Here is a 16,163-nt window from a genome sequence, read left to right on the forward strand (position 1 = left end):
ATGGCAAATCTACCGCGCTGGGGCGGTGGAATGTTCTAGCGTGTAATTGCAGGTATAGCCGACGGCAACGGAGGGCACCGATGCAACATCATTCAAAAGGTTTCACGCTGGTCGAGTTGTTGATCGCGCTGGGGATCTTTCTGGTGCTGATCACTTTGGCCGTCCCGGCGTTTACCCGCTCGGCCCAAACGACAAAGGCCGACACTGAAATCGGCGACCTGCAACGCAGTCTGAATTTCGCTCGCCTCGAGGCCATCGACCGAGGCGTGACGACGCGGCTGCGGCCCAAGGCAGGCGACGGCGTCTGGACCGGAGAGTTAGCGGTTTATGACGGTACTGGCACTGCGGCCAATGTATTGCGGGTTGTTCCAGCGATGAGCAGCGGAGCGACTCTGACGCTAACCTCAGGGGTGACCCCCATTGATTTCAACAATCTGGGCGGGCTGGCGTCATCGTCCACGGCGGTGGTGATCAGTTATGTGCTGGGGTCGCAAAGCAGGACGCTGAATGTGTGTTTGAACGGACGAATTCTATTGGGTGGAAATTGCGGATGAGGCCATGGAGCAAGCATGCACAGGATGGCATGACATTGATCGAAGTTCTGGTTGCGTTGTTGATATTGAGCGTAGGGCTGTTGGGGGCGGCAGCTTTTCAATTGAATGCGCTGAAATACACCGACAGTGCGCGGATGACCAGCCAGGCCAGTTTCATCGCCTACGACATGATGGACCGCATCCGCGCCAATTCCGCCGCCGATTACACCGTGTCACCTCCGACTTCCGGCAACCTCAACGTAGCCCGGGACCAGGACCTGTACGACTTCACCAGCAATATCGTCAATTTCGGCGGTCCCACCGCCACGGGCAGCATCGCACTCAATCAGCGGGTTTATACCATCACCATCACTTGGGATGACTCCAGGGCTGCCAATAGCGCCAATGCCCGTCGCAGCTTCGTCCTCACCAGTCGTGCCACCGTTGACCCGGTATCGACGCCATGATCCGCCGGCAAAGAGGCTTCGGCCTGATCGAATTGCTGGTCGCCCTGGCCTTGAGTCTGGTGGTGGTCCTGGGCGTGGTGCAGGTTTTCATCGCGTCGAAAAACACCTACATCAGCCAGAACGCCGCCGCTGCGATGCAGGAAGACGCGCGTTTCGTGCTGAGCAAGATGATCCAGGAAATCCGCATGGTGGGCATGTTTGGTTGTCTGGGGACGATCACGGACGCCAGTACGCCGGGTGATTTCAACGCGGCGCAAATCACACCGATCAGTTGGGATAACGCCAACCTCAAGCTGACTCTGGTAACGGCGGATGTCGGAGGCAGCGGCGGGGCGCCGACCTGGACGGTGATATCCGACTGTCGAAACACTGCAACGGCATACAGCGACCTGCGCGCGCCGGCTTCGGGGCAGCTGGCATTCCCGATTCGACGGTTGATCTACAGCTTGAAGAACGGCCAGTTGACCATGGGTGTAGGCCGAGGCACGCCGGCCCAGCAGGTCCTGGTGGACAACGTCAGCGCCTTCAATGTGAGCTTTGGCCTTGCCAGCTCTGCTGCCGACTCGTCGGCTTCCAGTTACAGCAGCAACCCGTCCGACCCGGCACGCATCCGCAGCGTGCGATTGAGTTTGACCCTCACCGATCCGAACAACCGGGTCAGTAACCAAACCTTCAACGTGGTTGCCGCGTTGCGCAACCGACTGCCATGAGCGGGGGACAAATGATGACGTTCCACCCCCAGCGCGGCATGGCATTGCTGGTCAGCCTGGTTTTCTTGCTATTGCTGACGCTAATCGGCATTTCATCGATGCAGAACGCCACCTTGCAAGAAAAAATGGCCGGCAGCGTAAGCCTGCGCAATCAGTCATTCCAGACCGCCGAAGCGGCGTTGCGCGTGGGTGAAAGCGCAGTGCAACTCGAGAGCTTCACACTGGCAGTGTGCAGCGGTACCAGCCAATGTGCGCCGCCGGCCGAGTCATCGACCATCAAGGCTGCCGGTTTCAATTCCACCTCGGGGGTGACCTGGATCGCTTCGGGCAATGGCTTTTACGGGGTGCAAAACATCGGCACCACCCTGACGGCCGTGAACGTGCCGAGCAACACCTCGGCAACCTTGTACCGGGTGACTGCCGTGGGCATCGCGGGCAACTCGCGAAGTGTGGTGGAGAGCATTTATGCGAAGTACTGAATGGCGCACGCGGTATTGGCAGTTAATTTGCGGTGCTGTTTTGGGCCTGTATCTGGCGGCACCGACCTACGCCTTCACGCCTTCGGACTCACCTTTGTTAAGCGCCGCAGCGGTCGCGCCAAACGTGATGTTGATGATCGACGATTCAGGGAGCATGAATAACATCATCTGGGCGCCGGGATTCGATCCCACGGTCAATCGCGCGCAGATCGCGATCTGCGGTTCCAACTCGTCATGCCTCAGTGGCCAGAACCTGGACATGAGCGACACCAATATTTCCCTGTCGAGCCTGAACCGGGGCGGTTGCCCGAACAACGGCAATTGGTACGGTTTCTATCGAGGCTTTCTCGGGCTGACGCCGATTTGCCTGAAACTGCCCGACCCGGTCGGCAATGAAAACACCCGGTATACCGCAAATTATCTGGCGTATCTGTTGGGGCTGGCCAACGGTTCGAGCCGGGATTTCACCTCGGGCGCCAATGCAATTCCCGATGAGTATCGGATCAGCGTCGCTCAGGATGTCTCGAAGAATCTGGTCACCAGCAATCGCTCATTGCGTATCGGACTTGCGACGTTCAATTCCCCCATCAGCAATAACCCGGGCAACGGTGGCTACATCGCCCGGGCGGTCAGCGATCTGTCGGTGGATGCCAACTACAACGCGCTGATTTCCTCGATCAATGGCTTGAGTGCCGTGGCCAACACACCGTTGGCGGAAGCCTATTACGAAGTGACGCGATACATGCGCGGCATGGCGCCGTACTACAACTCCACGCCGGCGACCTATACCAGCCCGATCCAGTATCGCTGCCAGAAGAACTACGGGGTGGTCATTACCGACGGTTTGCCCACCTACGACCGGACGTTTCCCACCAACGATCCGCTGGGTGGCACTCGTCTGCCGAACTGGGACGGCAACAGCGCCAACGACGGTGACAACCTCAGCGGTGACGGCGAGGGCGACACCCTCTATCTGGACGACATCGCCAAATTCGCCTTCGACATCGACATGCGCTCCACCGGAACCGATCTGGCCGGCAAAAGCTGGAACGCGACAGATTTCCCCAAGCAAAACATGAACACCTACACCGTGGGTTTCACCGCGGCGAACCAGATGCTGTCGGATGCTGCCAACTACGGTCAGGGCAAGTACTATCAGGCTACCGACAGCACCGGACTGAATGCCGCGCTGTCCTCCGCGCTGAGCGAAATCACTTCCAAGGCGGGGTCCGGTGGCAGTGGCGTGACCAGTGGGACGATTCTCGGCAGCGGTAGCAGCTTCTTTCAAACCAGCTATGACCCCAAGGATTGGCGCGGCACCATCAAGTCCTACGGCTTCACCGCCAGTGGCACGGTCAACACCAGTGCGGTGCAGTGGACCACCGACACGGCCATCGTGCCTGGCGCCACGGCGCCGGCCTATCAGTCCTGGAACAGTCAAACCAACACCGTCGTGACGTTGGCCTATGCCAACTTCTCCACAGCCCAACAAACCACCCTCAATCAAGGCCTGCCCAGCGGTATCACCGGCAGCGATCTGGTGGAGTGGAGCAAGGGCACCAACAAGACCGGGTTGAAAGTACGCAGTGTGTTGCTGGGGGATATCATCAACTCGCCGCTGGTCCTGGCGTCACCAACGGACAAAACCGCCTCCGACCTTTCCGGCGACAGCACCTACAGCGCTTATCTGGCCACCAAAGCGGCCAACATGAATGCCAGCCTGGTGGTCAACGCCAACGACGGTTTCGTTAACGTCATCAACTCCACCAGCGGCGCACGACGCTACGCCTACATGCCGTCGAGTGTGTTGCCGTCGCTGCGCTACATCGCCGATACCGGCTACATCAACGGCGTCAGCCACAAGTTCCTGGTGGACGGGCAGGTGGGCGTGTTCGATGCCCAACTCAACAGTGCCTGGAAAACCCTGGCGCTCGGCGGCACCGGGGCGGGAGGGCGGACCTTCTACGCCTTGCAACTGTTCGATGCCTCGGCGGGCAATGCGACCAGAGCGTTGTGGGAAATCAGCGCGCCGACCAGCGCAAACACCGCAAACGCTTTCAATGATCTGGGTTATGCCTACGCTCGTCCGGAAGTGGCACGCTTGGCCGACGGTCGTTGGGCTGCGTTCATTTCCAACGGCTACGGCAGCAACTCCGGGGTCGCAGCCCTGTACGTAGTGGATGTCCGCGACGGCTCGCTGATCAAGAAAATCGTCGTCGACGGCAGCGAGACCAGCAACGGTTTGTCCTCGGTGAAGCTCAGGGTCAACTCGCAGAACGTGGTGCAGGCCGCTTATGGCGGGGATTTGAAGGGGCGGCTGTGGAAGTTTGACTTGAGCGGTACTTCTACCGACACCTGGGGCGTGGCGTTTTCAGGCAAGCCGTTGTTCACCACGGCGGGTGGTACGACCCAGCCCATCACCGCGCAACCCTTGCTGGCGGATAACTCGCTGGGTGGCAAAGTGGTATTTTTCGGCAGCGGAAAATTCAACGAAACGGCGGACAAGACCAACAAGGATTTGCAGGCGTTCTACGCGGTGTGGGATGCGGACGGTGGTTCCGGGCAGATCACCACCTCGAGCTTGCAGGCTCAGGCGGTGACGGGTGTGTTCTCGGGTAGCTCAGGTCAGTTCATCACCACCAGCCAGAACGAGGTGACTTATCCAGCGGAAAAGGGCTGGTACCTGCCATTGGTGTACAACAACGTGTTGACCGGTGAACGGGTGATCAATCAGGCCAATCTGATACTGGGTCGGATCGTCTTTACCACGGCCAGTGTCGACACCACTGACCCGTGCGCGAGCTTCGGCACCGGCAAACTGGTCGAACTCGATGCGTTCAGCGGTAAGATGCTCAACTATGCGGTGCTCGACACCAATAGCGACGGCGTGGTCGACAGCAACGATACCGTGTCCGCGGGTGTGATTTTCACCGGAGGCAATCCGACCTTGAACGCCATCGTCAATGGCGGGACACGCAAAGTGGTGAACGATTCCAGTGGCGGCATTACCACGCTGGTGGAAAAATCCGGCGGTGGCAGCCGTCGCATCATGTGGCGACAAATACAGTAAGTGAGAGTTGAGGCATGCACAGATCCAACCGCGGTTTTACCCTGATCGAAATCATGATCGTGATTGCGATCATCGGGATTGTCATGACCATCGCTGCACCCAGTTTCACCGAGTACCTGAAGAAGGGCCGTCGTGCAGAAGTGGCCGGCCTGCTTTCCGAGCAGGCGCAGATTCTCGAGCGTTTCTATACACAAAAGAATGTGTATACCGGCGTTGCCGGCCTGAGCCCTGGCAATGATTACTACACCATCACGTCGACCCTGACCGACCAGACTTTCCTGCTGACGGCGGTGCGCAAGGCCGGTACAGCCATGGCGACCGACAAGTGCGGTGATTTCACGATCACCAATACAGGCGTGCGCGGCATGGTCAACGCCACGGCCGGCCTGACCACCAAGGACTGCTGGGGTCGCTGAGGTTTTTCGGGCGCCTTTTGCGTCCACTGTCTATTTATCGGTTGGATCACAATATGAACAGGCAACAGCAAGTGGTGATTGTCGGTGGCGGGGTAATCGGCCTGCTGACGGCATTCAATCTCGCGTCCGAGGTGCAGAGCGTTGTGCTGCTGGACCGTTCGAATGTCGGTCAGGAGTCGTCCTGGGCGGGTGGTGGCATTGTTTCGCCGCTCTATCCATGGCGTTACAACCCGGCAGTTACCGCGCTGGCTCATTGGTCACAGGACTTTTATCCACAGCTGGGTGAGCGCTTGTTTGCTGCCACCGGGGTCGATCCAGAGGTGCATACCACCGGTCTGTATTGGCTCGATCTGGATGACGAGGCCGAGGCGCTGGCCTGGGCAGTGCGCGAGAACCGTCCGTTGCGGGCTGTGGATATTTCGGCGGCGCACGATGCGGTGCCGGTGCTGGGCGGTGGTTTTTCCCGGGCCATCTACATGGCTGATGTAGCCAATGTTCGCAATCCGCGTTTGGTGAAATCGCTCAAGGCAGCACTGCAGGCACTGCCGAACGTGACGATTCATGAGCAGTGCGAGGTCAGTGGTTTTATTCGCGAAGGCGAAAAAATCGTCGGTGTGCAGACTTCTGGCGGTGCGATTCATGGCGATCAAGTGGTCTTGACCGCGGGTGCCTGGAGCGGTGATTTGCTCAAGAGCCTGGGCCTGGAATTGCCGGTCGAACCGGTGAAAGGACAGATGATTCTCTACAAGTGCGCGGCGGATTTTCTGCCGAGCATGGTGCTGGCCAAGGGGCGTTACGCGATTCCCCGGCGCGACGGGCACATTCTGATCGGCAGTACGCTGGAGTATGAAGGCTACGACAAGACGCCAACCGAATCGGCGCTGGAGAGCCTCAAGGCCTCGGCGATTGAGCTGATCCCGGCGTTGGCGGATGCCAAAGTGGTCGGGCATTGGGCCGGTTTGCGCCCGGGTTCGCCGCAAGGTATTCCCTACATTGGCCGGGTGCCCGGGTTTGAAGGCTTGTGGCTCAACTGCGGGCATTTCCGCAATGGGCTGGTGCTGGCGCCGGCGTCGTGCCAGTTGTTTGCCGATGTGATGTTGGATCGCGATCCGATTATTGACCCGGCGCCGTATGCTCCGTCCGGGCGGATTTGACCGTCAGGAATTTGTTGCTTGTCAGATTGCCATCGCGGGCTTGCCCGCGATGGGGGCCCTCAATCCAACCCTAATTTTTTCAGCCTGTAACGCATCGACCTGAATGAAAGATTCAACCGCTGAGCCGCCGCCGTGCGGTTCCAGCGGGTTTCTTCCAGTGCCTGAAGAATCAGCTGGCGCTCGACGTTTTCCAGATACATTTCCAGATTGTCGATTTGCGTCAGATCCGGCACCCCGCCCTCAGGCGTGCAGTTACCCTCGGCCAATCGCAGGTCGCCGGCCTCGATCTGTTTGTTTTCGCAGAGGGTGTGCGCCCGTTCGAGCATGTTTTCCAGTTCCCGCACATTACCGGGGAAACGGTAATTTTTCAGTGCCTCGAGTGCTTGCGGGTGCAGTTTTGCCGGCGCTTGACCCGTATCGGCTGCCAACCGTTTGAGTACGTGGCTGGCCAATGGCTCGATGTCGTCACGGCGTTCGCGCAGGGGCGGCACTCGTAGCTCGATCACGTTCAAACGGTAGTAGAGGTCCTGGCGAAAGCGTTCCGCGGCGACTTCGCCACCAAGGTCTTTATGCGTGGCGCAAAGAATGCGCACATCGACCACCTCTTCCTGCTGGCCGCCGACGCTGCGTACGGCTTTTTCCTGGATCGCCCGCAGCAGTTTGACCTGCATCGGCAGCGGCAGGTCAGCCACCTCGTCGAGGAACAGCGTGCCGCCATGCGCAGCCTGGAACAGGCCGGGCTTGTCTTCGATGGCGCCGCTGAAGCTGCCTTTGCGATGCCCGAAAAACTCGCTTTCCATCAGTTCCGACGGGATCGCTCCGCAATTGACCGGGATAAAGGGTTGGTTGGCACGTGGGCCACGGTCATGGATCAGCCGCGCCACCAACTCCTTGCCGCTACCGGATTCGCCGCTGATGTACACCGGAGCCTGGCTGCGCGCCAATTTGTCGATCTGCTTGCGCAAGTTGCGCATGGGCAACGAATCGCCCAACAACCGTCGGTCGATGGCGACGCCAGGAGAGGGCAGGAGCAGGGCGCTGTTAACCAGTTCCCGCAAGCGGTTGAGATCCACCGGTTTGGTCAGAAAGTCGAAAGCGCCGGCCTTGAGCGCGTTGATTGCCGTATCAACGTTGCCATACGCCGTGATCATGGCCACCGGGATCTGTGGATAACGTTGCTGGATGTGCTGCACCAGCTCCAGGCCGGTGCCATCGGGCAGGCGCATGTCGGTCAGGCACAGATCGAATGTTTCGCGATTGAGCAGGGCCAGGGCCTCGCTCGCGTTACGCGCACTGTAGGTATCGAGTTTCATCCGTCCCAGGGTGATTTCCAGGAGTTCGCGGATGTCCGGTTCGTCGTCGACGATCAGGACTTTTTGCCGTGGGCTCATATTCAACTTTGTTTCCGTCCGTGAGCAAAGGTGATGCGAAAGCAGCCGCCGCCTTGGCGTGGTTTGAAGTCTAGGCGTGCCTGGTTGCTTTCGCACAACTCACGGGACAGATACAGCCCAAGGCCGGTGCCCTGGTGGCTGGTGGTGAAAAACGGTTCGAACAGTTGCGCCTGATGGTCCGGCGTCACACCGGCCCCGTCATCGAGCACTTCGAGGATCGGCAACTGGCTGTCGGGATCAATGAACAATTCAAGCCAGACTTGCGCCAGGTCGTGGTTTTGCGCGCTGTGGCGCCAGGCGTTGCGTATCAGGTTGTCGATGATCTGGTGCAATTGGTCCGGGTCCATTAACGTCTTGAAGTCGCCGGGGCCGATGTTCAGGTGTATCTGTTGACGCTCGGTCGCGGCCTCGCGAATTTCAGTGACGAACTGTTGCAACCACGGCTTCAGGTCGAGGCGCTGCGCCACGGTTTGTTGGCGGCGGGACATTTGCAGGACGTTTTCGATTACCCGATTCATTCGTTGAGAGTGGTCTTGAATAATCTGCGTCAGACGTTGATCGGCGCTGTTCAGTTCCTCTGATTCTCGCAATAGCTGTGCGGCGTGACTGATGGCGCCCAGCGGATTGCGTATTTCATGGGCGATACCGGCGGTCAGGCGGCCAAGGGCGGCGAGTTTCATTTGTTGGGCTTGTTGGGCGATTTGCGCGATATCTTCGAGAAAAACCAGGGTCTGGTGTTGTGGGCTCGGGTCCAGGGCAATGAAACTGGGTTGCAGCTCCATGCCGCTGCTGGCGATTTTAAGGCTCTGGGGGCGCAGCGTCGGGTTGTTGAGCCACAGGTGCAGACGCTCGACGAGCGACGGTAGGAGCTCGTCGATCAGTCGGCCTTCAAGGCGATCAAAACCCAGCAGGGTCAAGGCGCTGTGATTGGCCAATTGCACTCGGCGCTGATCGTCGAGCACCAGGATGCCGGTGCGCATGCGTTGCAGGATCAGCGCGTTGAGTGCTTCGAGGCCGATGACTTCGCTGGCCTTCTGCTCCACCAGCGTTTCGCTGACTTCCAGGCGTCGGGCCAGGCCCTGTACCAGCAACGCTGCGGCAAAACACAGGGCGCCGAGGGTACTGACTTGCAAATAGTCGTTGGGACTGGCGCGATGGCTGAAATTCAACAGCAAGCTTGAACCGACGATGCCGATCGCTGCGAGGGCGGCAATCAACAGGCCGATGCGCCTTCGCAACAAGGTATTGCTGATGGCCACCGAGACGATCAGCAAGTTGCCGATGGCGCTCGCCACACCGCCGCCGGCGTAGAACAGGCCGCACAGCAGAAAGATATCGAGCAGTGCCAGGCTGAACAGTTGTGCCGGTCGACGGGTGTTCTCGAAGAAGACCACCAGCACAATATTCAGCACCAGGTACAACCAACTGCCAATGCGCAGTAAATCGTCGTTGGCTGACGTCAGCAACCGGTTATCCATGTTGCTGGAGATCAGCAGCACCAGGATGATGCCGACGCTTAAACGGTAGAGATGATAGAGGCGCAGCAGGCGCTGGGCCTGCTTGTCGCTGTGACTGGATGCCTCAGCGATCACTGGAACCGGGGCCTTGCTCAAGATGAGCCTGGCTGCAATACCACTGTTGTTGAAGGTTCAGTGCGCGATCGCGTGGCAGGTGCACACCGCAATGAGCACAACGGACCATTGGCGCTGCTTCCAGCTCGGCATTGGATTTGGGAGAGGAGGCCTGGCCCTTGTACTTGCGCCAGAACCACACCGCGGCGGCAATCACGGCGATCCAGAAGAGTATACGAAGCATGATGAGCTGCTTTATTGGCTGATGAACAGGCAGTTTAGCCGGGGACATGACAGGCGCACAGCGCATTCGCCAACCACAAAAAAAACCCAATAAAAAAGGGAGACTCAAGCGTCTCCCTTTTGTACCGCCGGTCGTGTCAGTCGAACACGCCGAAGGTCATGTAGCTGAACCACGAACGGTCTTCGTTGTTGCCTTCAGCTTCGTGTTCCTCTTCCTCGATCACTTCGCCATCTGCGTCTTTAGGCTTGAGTTCGTTCGGAATGGCATCCTTCGCGTCCTGGAACTGCTTCTGCACGTCCTGGTTGGCGCGGGTTTCTCCCGGCGGCAGCGGCGGACGGGATTCGATCAGGCCCAGGGTGGCCTTGCTCAGCCACGAACGGTTGTCGGCTTCGTCAACCGACGGTACGAACTGACCGTCCACCAACGATGGGTGGTTCGGGTAGTTGAGTTTCAGGGTTTCAAGGCTGGTGGCGGCCAGTTCGTCGAGATGCAGACGCTGGTAGGCCTCGGTCATCACCGCCAGGCCGTCGGCGACCGATGGGGTTTCCTGGAAGTTTTCCACCACATAGCGCCCACGGTTTGCCGCAGCGACATAGGCCTGACGGGTCAGGTAATAGTCGGCAACGTGGATTTCGTAGGCTGCCAGCAGGTTGCGCAGGTAGATCATGCGCTGCTTGGCGTCAGGCGAGTAGCGGCTGTTCGGGAAGCGGCTGGTCAGCTGGGCGAACTCGTTGTAGGAGTCGCGCGCGGCACCCGGGTCACGCTTGGTCATGTCCAGCGGCAGGAAGCGCGACAGCAGACCAACGTCCTGATCGAAAGAAGTCAGGCCCTTGAGGTAATAAGCGTAATCGACATTCGGGTGCTGCGGATGCAGACGAATGAAGCGCTCCGCAGCGGCTTTTGCAGCCTCGGGTTCCGCGTTCTTGTAGTTGGCGTAGATGAGCTCGAGTTGAGCCTGATCGGCATAACGACCGAACGGATAACGCGATTCCAGAGCCTTCAGCTTGGCGGTGGCGCTGGTGTAGCTGTTGTTGTCCAGGTCGGCTTGAGCCTGTTGGTACAACTCGACTTCACTCAGGTTTTCGTCTACGACTTCCTTCGATGAGCAAGCAGCGGTCAATGCGAGGATGGCGATCAGCAGCAGGTGTTTCACTTGCATGGCGGCTTGCGTCCCTATGACGGCCGCTGTCTTGGGCGTGGCCGTCCTGTTATGATGAGCGCCCCGTTGAATAGCCTCGGGGCAAAAGACGCCGTATTTAACCACAAGCGCGCAGCCGAAACCAAAGGCTGTGCCGACGCCTAGTCTGAGCATGTCCGATAAAATTGAACTTCGCGCAGAGGTGCCGTCCGAATTGGGCGGCCAACGCCTCGATCAAGTCGCCGCACAATTATTCGCTGAGCACTCGCGCTCGCGCCTTTCCGCCTGGATCAAAGACGGCCGCCTGACTGTGGATGGGGCGGTTATCCGCCCGCGAGACATCGTTCATGGTGGCGCCATTCTTGAACTCACTGCCGAGCAGGAAGCTCAGGGCGAATGGGTCGCTCAAGACATAGCCCTGGACATCGTCTACGAAGACGACGAAATCCTGGTGATCAACAAGCCTGCGGGCCTGGTGGTGCATCCGGCTGCCGGTCACGCCGACGGCACCTTGCTCAACGCCCTGCTGCACCATGTGCCGGACATCATCAATGTGCCCCGCGCCGGTATCGTGCATCGCCTGGACAAGGACACCACCGGTCTGATGGTGGTGGCCAAGACCATTCAGGCGCAGACGCAGCTGGTTACACAGTTGCAGAGCCGCAGCGTCAGCCGCATCTATGAATGCATCGTGATCGGTGTGGTAACGGCTGGCGGCAAGATCAACGCGCCAATCGGTCGCCACGGCCAGCAGCGCCAGCGCATGGCGGTAATGGAGGGGGGCAAGCAGGCCGTCAGCCACTACCGCGTGCTTGAGCGTTTCCGCTCCCACACTCACGTGCGGGTGAAGCTGGAGACCGGTCGTACGCACCAGATTCGCGTACACATGGCCCACATCAACTTCCCGTTGGTCGGAGATCCTGCCTACGGCGGTCGTTTCCGGATTCCGCCGGCAGCCAACCCGACCATGGTCGAGTCGCTGAAAAACTTCCCGCGTCAGGCACTGCATGCACGGTTCCTGGAGCTGGATCACCCGACGACCGGTGAGCGCATGAGTTGGGAGTCGCCGCTGCCGGAAGATTTCGTCTGGTTGCTGACCCTGCTCAAGCAAGACCGCGAGGCGTTCATCGGATGAGTGACTGGCTGATTCCTGACTGGCCCGCGCCGGCCGGGGTCAAAGCCTGTGTGACCACCCGTGCGGGCGGCGTCAGTCTGGCGCCGTTCGACAGCCTCAACCTCGGCGATCACGTCGGCGACAGCCCTGAGGCCGTCGCCGAAAATCGCCGTCGTCTTACCGATCATTTCTCTATTCAACCGGCCTGGCTGCAGCAGGTCCACGGCATTGTCGTGGCCCATGCCGATCCGGGCCGGGTGGACACGGCTGACGCCAGCTGGACCTCAACGCCGGGCGTCGCCTGCGCGGCGATGACCGCCGATTGCCTGCCTGCGCTGTTTTGCGATCGTGCCGGTACCCGCGTTGCTGCAGCCCATGCCGGTTGGCGCGGGTTGGCGGCTGGCGTGCTGGAAGCCACCCTCGACAGTCTGGCGGTGCCACCTGCCGAAGTATTGGTCTGGCTCGGTCCAGCAATTGGCCCGCAAGCCTTTGAAGTCGGCCCGGAAGTGCGCGAAACCTTCGTGCAGCAATTGCCGCAGGCGGCTGAAGCCTTCGTGCCGAGTCAAAACCCCGGCAAGTTGATGGCCGACATCTATAGGCTTGCGCGTCTGCGCCTGGCTGCTCGCGGCGTCACCGCTGTCTACGGTGGCGGTTTCTGTACCGTGACCGACCCGCGTTTCTATTCTTACCGCCGGGCCCCTCGCACCGGTCGGTTCGCCTCCTTGATCTGGCTCGCCCGCTAAGCTTCTCTGATCTGCATCAATGTATTGATGCTTGAAACTCCCAGAATCGACCGCATCTATAACGGTATCTGGCAGGTTTCTTCATTCAGGATGTTTTATAGGTCCGGCCTGCTCAAAAGGAAGGTGACCCATGCGTATAGACCGTTTAACCAGCAAATTGCAGTTGGCGTTGTCCGATGCCCAATCCCTGGCCGTCGGCCTCGATCATCCGGCCATCGAGCCGGCGCACTTGATGCAGGCCTTGCTCGAACAGCAGGGCGGCTCGATCAAGCCCCTGCTGATGCAGGTGGGCTTCGACGTCAACAGCCTGCGTAAAGAGCTGACCAAAGAGCTCGACCAACTGCCGAAAATCCAGAACCCGACCGGCGACGTCAATATGTCGCAGGATCTGGCGCGTCTGCTCAACCAGGCTGACCGTCTGGCTCAGCAGAAGGGCGACCAGTTCATCTCCAGCGAGCTGGTCCTGCTCGCCGCCATGGACGAAAACAGCAAGCTCGGCAAGCTGTTGCTCGGTCAGGGCGTGAGCAAAAAGGCTTTGGAAAACGCGATCAACAACCTGCGCGGTGGCGAGGCCGTCAACGACCCGAACCACGAGGAGGCGCGTCAGGCGCTGGACAAATACACCGTCGACCTGACCAAGCGTGCTGAAGAGGGCAAGCTTGATCCGGTGATCGGCCGCGACGACGAAATCCGCCGTACGATTCAGGTGCTGCAACGCCGCACCAAGAACAACCCGGTGCTGATTGGTGAGCCTGGCGTCGGTAAAACCGCGATCGCCGAAGGCCTGGCCCAGCGCATCATCAATGGCGAAGTGCCGGATGGCCTCAAGGGCAAACGCCTGTTGTCCCTGGACATGGGGGCGTTGATTGCCGGTGCCAAATATCGCGGTGAGTTCGAAGAGCGGCTCAAGGCATTGCTCAACGAACTGTCGAAGCAGGAAGGACAGATCATTCTGTTCATCGACGAGCTGCATACCATGGTCGGCGCCGGTAAGGGCGAAGGCTCGATGGACGCAGGCAACATGCTCAAGCCGGCCCTGGCGCGCGGTGAATTGCATTGCGTCGGCGCTACCACGCTCAATGAGTACCGCCAATATATAGAGAAGGATGCCGCTCTCGAACGGCGCTTCCAGAAAGTGTTGGTGGACGAACCGAGCGAAGAGGACACCATTGCCATCCTGCGTGGCCTGAAAGAGCGCTACGAGGTTCACCACAAGGTGGCGATCACCGACGGTGCGATCATCGCGGCGGCCAAGCTCAGTCATCGCTACATCACTGACCGGCAATTGCCGGACAAGGCCATCGACCTGATCGACGAGGCTGCCAGCCGCATCCGCATGGAGATCGATTCCAAGCCCGAAGTGCTGGACCGACTCGAGCGTCGCCTGATTCAACTGAAGGTGGAATCCCAGGCGCTGAAGAAAGAAAGCGACGACGCAGCGAAGAAACGTCTGGAAAAACTCCAGGAAGAAATCGCTCGGCATGAGCGCGAGTACTCGGACCTCGAAGAAATCTGGAATTCGGAAAAAGCCGAGGTGCAGGGTTCTGCGCAGATCCAGCAAAAGATCGAACAGTCCCGCCAGGAACTGGAAACCGCTCGCCGCAAGGGCGACCTGAACCGCATGGCGGAATTGCAGTACGGGGTGATCCCGGACCTGGAACGCAGCCTGCAAATGGTCGACCAGCACGGCAAAGCGGAAAACCAGTTGCTGCGCAGCAAGGTGACTGAAGAAGAGATCGCCGAAGTCGTTTCGAAGTGGACCGGTATCCCGGTGTCGAAGATGCTCGAAGGCGAACGCGAAAAACTGATGAAGATGGAAAGCCTGTTGCACCAGCGTGTGATTGGCCAGGACGAAGCGGTGGTCGCGGTTTCCAACGCGGTACGGCGTTCCCGCGCCGGGTTGTCCGACCCGAACCGGCCGAGCGGCTCGTTCATGTTCCTCGGCCCTACCGGTGTCGGTAAAACCGAGCTGTGCAAGGCGCTGGCCGAGTTCCTCTTTGACACTGAAGAGGCGATGGTGCGGATCGACATGTCCGAATTCATGGAGAAACATTCCGTGGCTCGCTTGATCGGGGCGCCACCAGGCTATGTCGGCTACGAAGAAGGCGGGTATCTGACCGAGGCGGTGCGTCGCAAGCCTTACTCGGTGATCCTCATGGACGAAGTCGAGAAGGCGCACCCGGATGTGTTCAACGTCTTGCTGCAAGTGCTTGAAGACGGTCGCCTGACGGATAGCCATGGCCGCACGGTGGACTTCAAGAACACTGTGATCGTCATGACTTCCAACCTGGGGTCGGTGCAGATCCAGGAACTGGTCGGTGATCGTGAAGCACAGCGTGCGGCGGTCATGGATGCGATTTCCACGCACTTCCGGCCTGAGTTCATCAACCGGGTCGACGAAGTGGTGATCTTCGAACCGTTGGCGCGGGATCAGATCGCCGGCATTACCGAGATCCAGTTGGGTCGTCTGCGTAGTCGTCTGACTGAACGTGAGCTCAAACTCGAGCTCAGCCCTGAGGCGATGGATAAGCTCATCGCGGTGGGTTACGACCCGGTGTATGGCGCTCGGCCGCTCAAGCGAGCGATTCAGCGCTGGATCGAGAACCCGCTGGCACAGCTGATTCTGTCGGGCCGATTCATGCCAGGCGACACAGCCCACGGTGTGGTGGAAAACGACGAAATCGTCTTCGTCTGATCCTCGGCGGCAGCAAAAATGAAAAGGCCTCGCATTGCGAGGCCTTTTTTTCGTTAGGCTGTTGAACTCAAAGGAAAAGGCTTGTAAAGTGCGCCCCGCAGTCAGTCACCCGCCAGGGTTTTTGCTCCCCAAGCAGGAATCCAAAATAAGTTGCAAATCATTAACTTGAAAGCAATTTAGGGGGTTGACAGAGGTGCTGAAGATTGTAGAATAGCGCGCCTCAGACACACGAACGCAGCGATGCGAACGAGTCGAAGAGAACGCAGTAAAGCTTCAATGTTGTAAATTGAAATATGTAGTTCCGTGATAGCTCAGTCGGTAGAGCAAATGACTGTTAATCATTGGGTCCCAGGTTCGAGTCCTGGTCACGGAGCCAATTTCAAACCGGGGTATAGCGCAGTCCGGTAGCGCGCCTGCTTTGGGAGCAGGATGTCAGGA

General features: G+C 59.2%; 14 protein-coding genes and 1 tRNA gene. 11 read left to right on the forward strand and 4 right to left on the reverse strand.

From position 1 onward, the window contains the following. The first annotated feature begins 80 nt into the window (after positions 1–80). From D8U73_RS22865 to thiO, 7 genes are read left to right on the forward strand one after another with little or no spacing between them, the layout of a single operon-like run. Entirely contained in the window at positions 81–554 is a 474-nt protein-coding gene (locus tag D8U73_RS22865) for a GspH/FimT family pseudopilin (RefSeq protein WP_130905862.1), read from the forward strand. Further along, on the forward strand, positions 551–1,000 hold the full coding sequence (gene pilV, locus D8U73_RS22870; protein ID WP_130905863.1) for a type IV pilus modification protein PilV: 450 nt from the start codon (positions 551–553) through the stop codon (positions 998–1,000). Before D8U73_RS22865 ends, pilV begins: the two co-directional genes overlap by 4 nt. Continuing rightward, a complete protein-coding gene (locus D8U73_RS22875) occupies positions 997–1,710 on the forward strand; it encodes a prepilin-type N-terminal cleavage/methylation domain-containing protein (RefSeq protein ID WP_130905864.1) in 714 nt (237 codons plus the stop codon). The genes pilV and D8U73_RS22875 overlap by 4 nt, the downstream gene beginning before the upstream one ends. An 11-nt stretch (positions 1,711–1,721) precedes the next feature. After that, positions 1,722–2,189 (forward strand): PilX N-terminal domain-containing pilus assembly protein, encoded by a 468-nt coding sequence (locus D8U73_RS22880; protein WP_130905865.1) that lies wholly within the window; start codon positions 1,722–1,724, stop codon positions 2,187–2,189. Further along, positions 2,176–5,259: a PilC/PilY family type IV pilus protein gene (locus tag D8U73_RS22885; protein ID WP_130905866.1), complete on the forward strand. Its 3,084-nt coding sequence runs from the start codon at positions 2,176–2,178 to the stop codon at positions 5,257–5,259. The genes D8U73_RS22880 and D8U73_RS22885 overlap by 14 nt, the downstream gene beginning before the upstream one ends. A gap of 14 nt (positions 5,260–5,273) precedes the next feature. Beyond that, on the forward strand, positions 5,274–5,675 hold the full coding sequence (locus D8U73_RS22890) for a type IV pilin protein (protein WP_056855655.1): 402 nt from the start codon (positions 5,274–5,276) through the stop codon (positions 5,673–5,675). A 53-nt stretch (positions 5,676–5,728) separates the two neighbouring features. Further along, entirely contained in the window at positions 5,729–6,829 is a 1,101-nt protein-coding gene (gene thiO, locus D8U73_RS22895) for a glycine oxidase ThiO (protein ID WP_130905867.1), read from the forward strand. A gap of 59 nt (positions 6,830–6,888) precedes the next feature. Here the strand turns inward: thiO and D8U73_RS22900 are convergent, their stop codons facing one another. The 4 genes from D8U73_RS22900 to D8U73_RS22915 form a co-directional block, all read right to left on the reverse strand. Beyond that, positions 6,889–8,220 carry a sigma-54 dependent transcriptional regulator gene (locus D8U73_RS22900; protein WP_130905868.1) on the reverse strand — a complete coding sequence of 444 codons (1,332 nt, stop codon included), beginning with the start codon at positions 8,218–8,220 and terminating at the stop codon, positions 6,889–6,891. 2 nt (positions 8,221–8,222) lie between these two features. Further along, a complete protein-coding gene (locus D8U73_RS22905; protein ID WP_130905870.1) occupies positions 8,223–9,812 on the reverse strand; it encodes an ATP-binding protein in 1,590 nt (529 codons plus the stop codon). Then, on the reverse strand, positions 9,802–10,035 hold the full coding sequence (locus tag D8U73_RS22910) for a PP0621 family protein (RefSeq protein WP_056855651.1): 234 nt from the start codon (positions 10,033–10,035) through the stop codon (positions 9,802–9,804). Before D8U73_RS22910 ends, D8U73_RS22905 begins: the two co-directional genes overlap by 11 nt. Before the next feature lie 136 nt (positions 10,036–10,171). Then, the gene (locus D8U73_RS22915; RefSeq protein ID WP_056855650.1) at positions 10,172–11,194 is read right to left on the reverse strand and encodes an outer membrane protein assembly factor BamD; all 1,023 of its coding nucleotides are present in this window, start codon (positions 11,192–11,194) and stop codon (positions 10,172–10,174) included. A 151-nt stretch (positions 11,195–11,345) separates the two neighbouring features. On the opposite strand from D8U73_RS22915, the gene rluD reads away from it, so the two are divergent. The 4 genes from rluD (at position 11,346) to D8U73_RS22935 (ending at position 16,101) form a co-directional block, all read left to right on the forward strand. Continuing rightward, positions 11,346–12,308, forward strand: a complete 963-nt coding sequence (gene rluD, locus D8U73_RS22920; RefSeq protein ID WP_056855649.1) for a 23S rRNA pseudouridine(1911/1915/1917) synthase RluD — start codon at positions 11,346–11,348, stop codon at positions 12,306–12,308. Then, positions 12,305–13,030: a peptidoglycan editing factor PgeF gene (gene pgeF / locus D8U73_RS22925; protein ID WP_130905869.1), complete on the forward strand. Its 726-nt coding sequence runs from the start codon at positions 12,305–12,307 to the stop codon at positions 13,028–13,030. The genes rluD and pgeF overlap by 4 nt, the downstream gene beginning before the upstream one ends. Before the next feature lie 130 nt (positions 13,031–13,160). After that, entirely contained in the window at positions 13,161–15,725 is a 2,565-nt protein-coding gene (clpB, locus tag D8U73_RS22930) for an ATP-dependent chaperone ClpB (RefSeq protein WP_056855647.1), read from the forward strand. Positions 15,726–16,025: 300 nt separating this feature from the next. Beyond that, positions 16,026–16,101: transfer RNA gene (locus D8U73_RS22935), tRNA-Asn, on the forward strand. Positions 16,102–16,163: the final 62 nt, after the last annotated feature.

It is taken from the genome of Pseudomonas sp. Sample_22 (assembly GCF_004307635.1).
Taxonomy (GTDB): Bacteria; Pseudomonadota; Gammaproteobacteria; order Pseudomonadales; family Pseudomonadaceae; genus Aquipseudomonas.

Coding starts and splice junctions, on each gene's coding strand:
- D8U73_RS22865 (WP_130905862.1), top strand. CDS start 81: ATGCAACATCATTCAAAAGGTTTCACGCTGGTCGAGTTGTTGATCGCG.
- pilV (WP_130905863.1), top strand. CDS start 551: ATGAGGCCATGGAGCAAGCATGCACAGGATGGCATGACATTGATCGAA.
- D8U73_RS22875 (WP_130905864.1), top strand. CDS start 997: ATGATCCGCCGGCAAAGAGGCTTCGGCCTGATCGAATTGCTGGTCGCC.
- D8U73_RS22880 (WP_130905865.1), top strand. CDS start 1,722: ATGATGACGTTCCACCCCCAGCGCGGCATGGCATTGCTGGTCAGCCTG.
- D8U73_RS22885 (WP_130905866.1), top strand. CDS start 2,176: ATGCGAAGTACTGAATGGCGCACGCGGTATTGGCAGTTAATTTGCGGT.
- D8U73_RS22890 (WP_056855655.1), top strand. CDS start 5,274: ATGCACAGATCCAACCGCGGTTTTACCCTGATCGAAATCATGATCGTG.
- thiO (WP_130905867.1), top strand. CDS start 5,729: ATGAACAGGCAACAGCAAGTGGTGATTGTCGGTGGCGGGGTAATCGGC.
- D8U73_RS22900 (WP_130905868.1), bottom strand. CDS start 8,220: ATGAGCCCACGGCAAAAAGTCCTGATCGTCGACGACGAACCGGACATC.
- D8U73_RS22910 (WP_056855651.1), bottom strand. CDS start 10,035: ATGCTTCGTATACTCTTCTGGATCGCCGTGATTGCCGCCGCGGTGTGG.
- D8U73_RS22915 (WP_056855650.1), bottom strand. CDS start 11,194: ATGCAAGTGAAACACCTGCTGCTGATCGCCATCCTCGCATTGACCGCT.
- rluD (WP_056855649.1), top strand. CDS start 11,346: ATGTCCGATAAAATTGAACTTCGCGCAGAGGTGCCGTCCGAATTGGGC.
- pgeF (WP_130905869.1), top strand. CDS start 12,305: ATGAGTGACTGGCTGATTCCTGACTGGCCCGCGCCGGCCGGGGTCAAA.
- clpB (WP_056855647.1), top strand. CDS start 13,161: ATGCGTATAGACCGTTTAACCAGCAAATTGCAGTTGGCGTTGTCCGAT.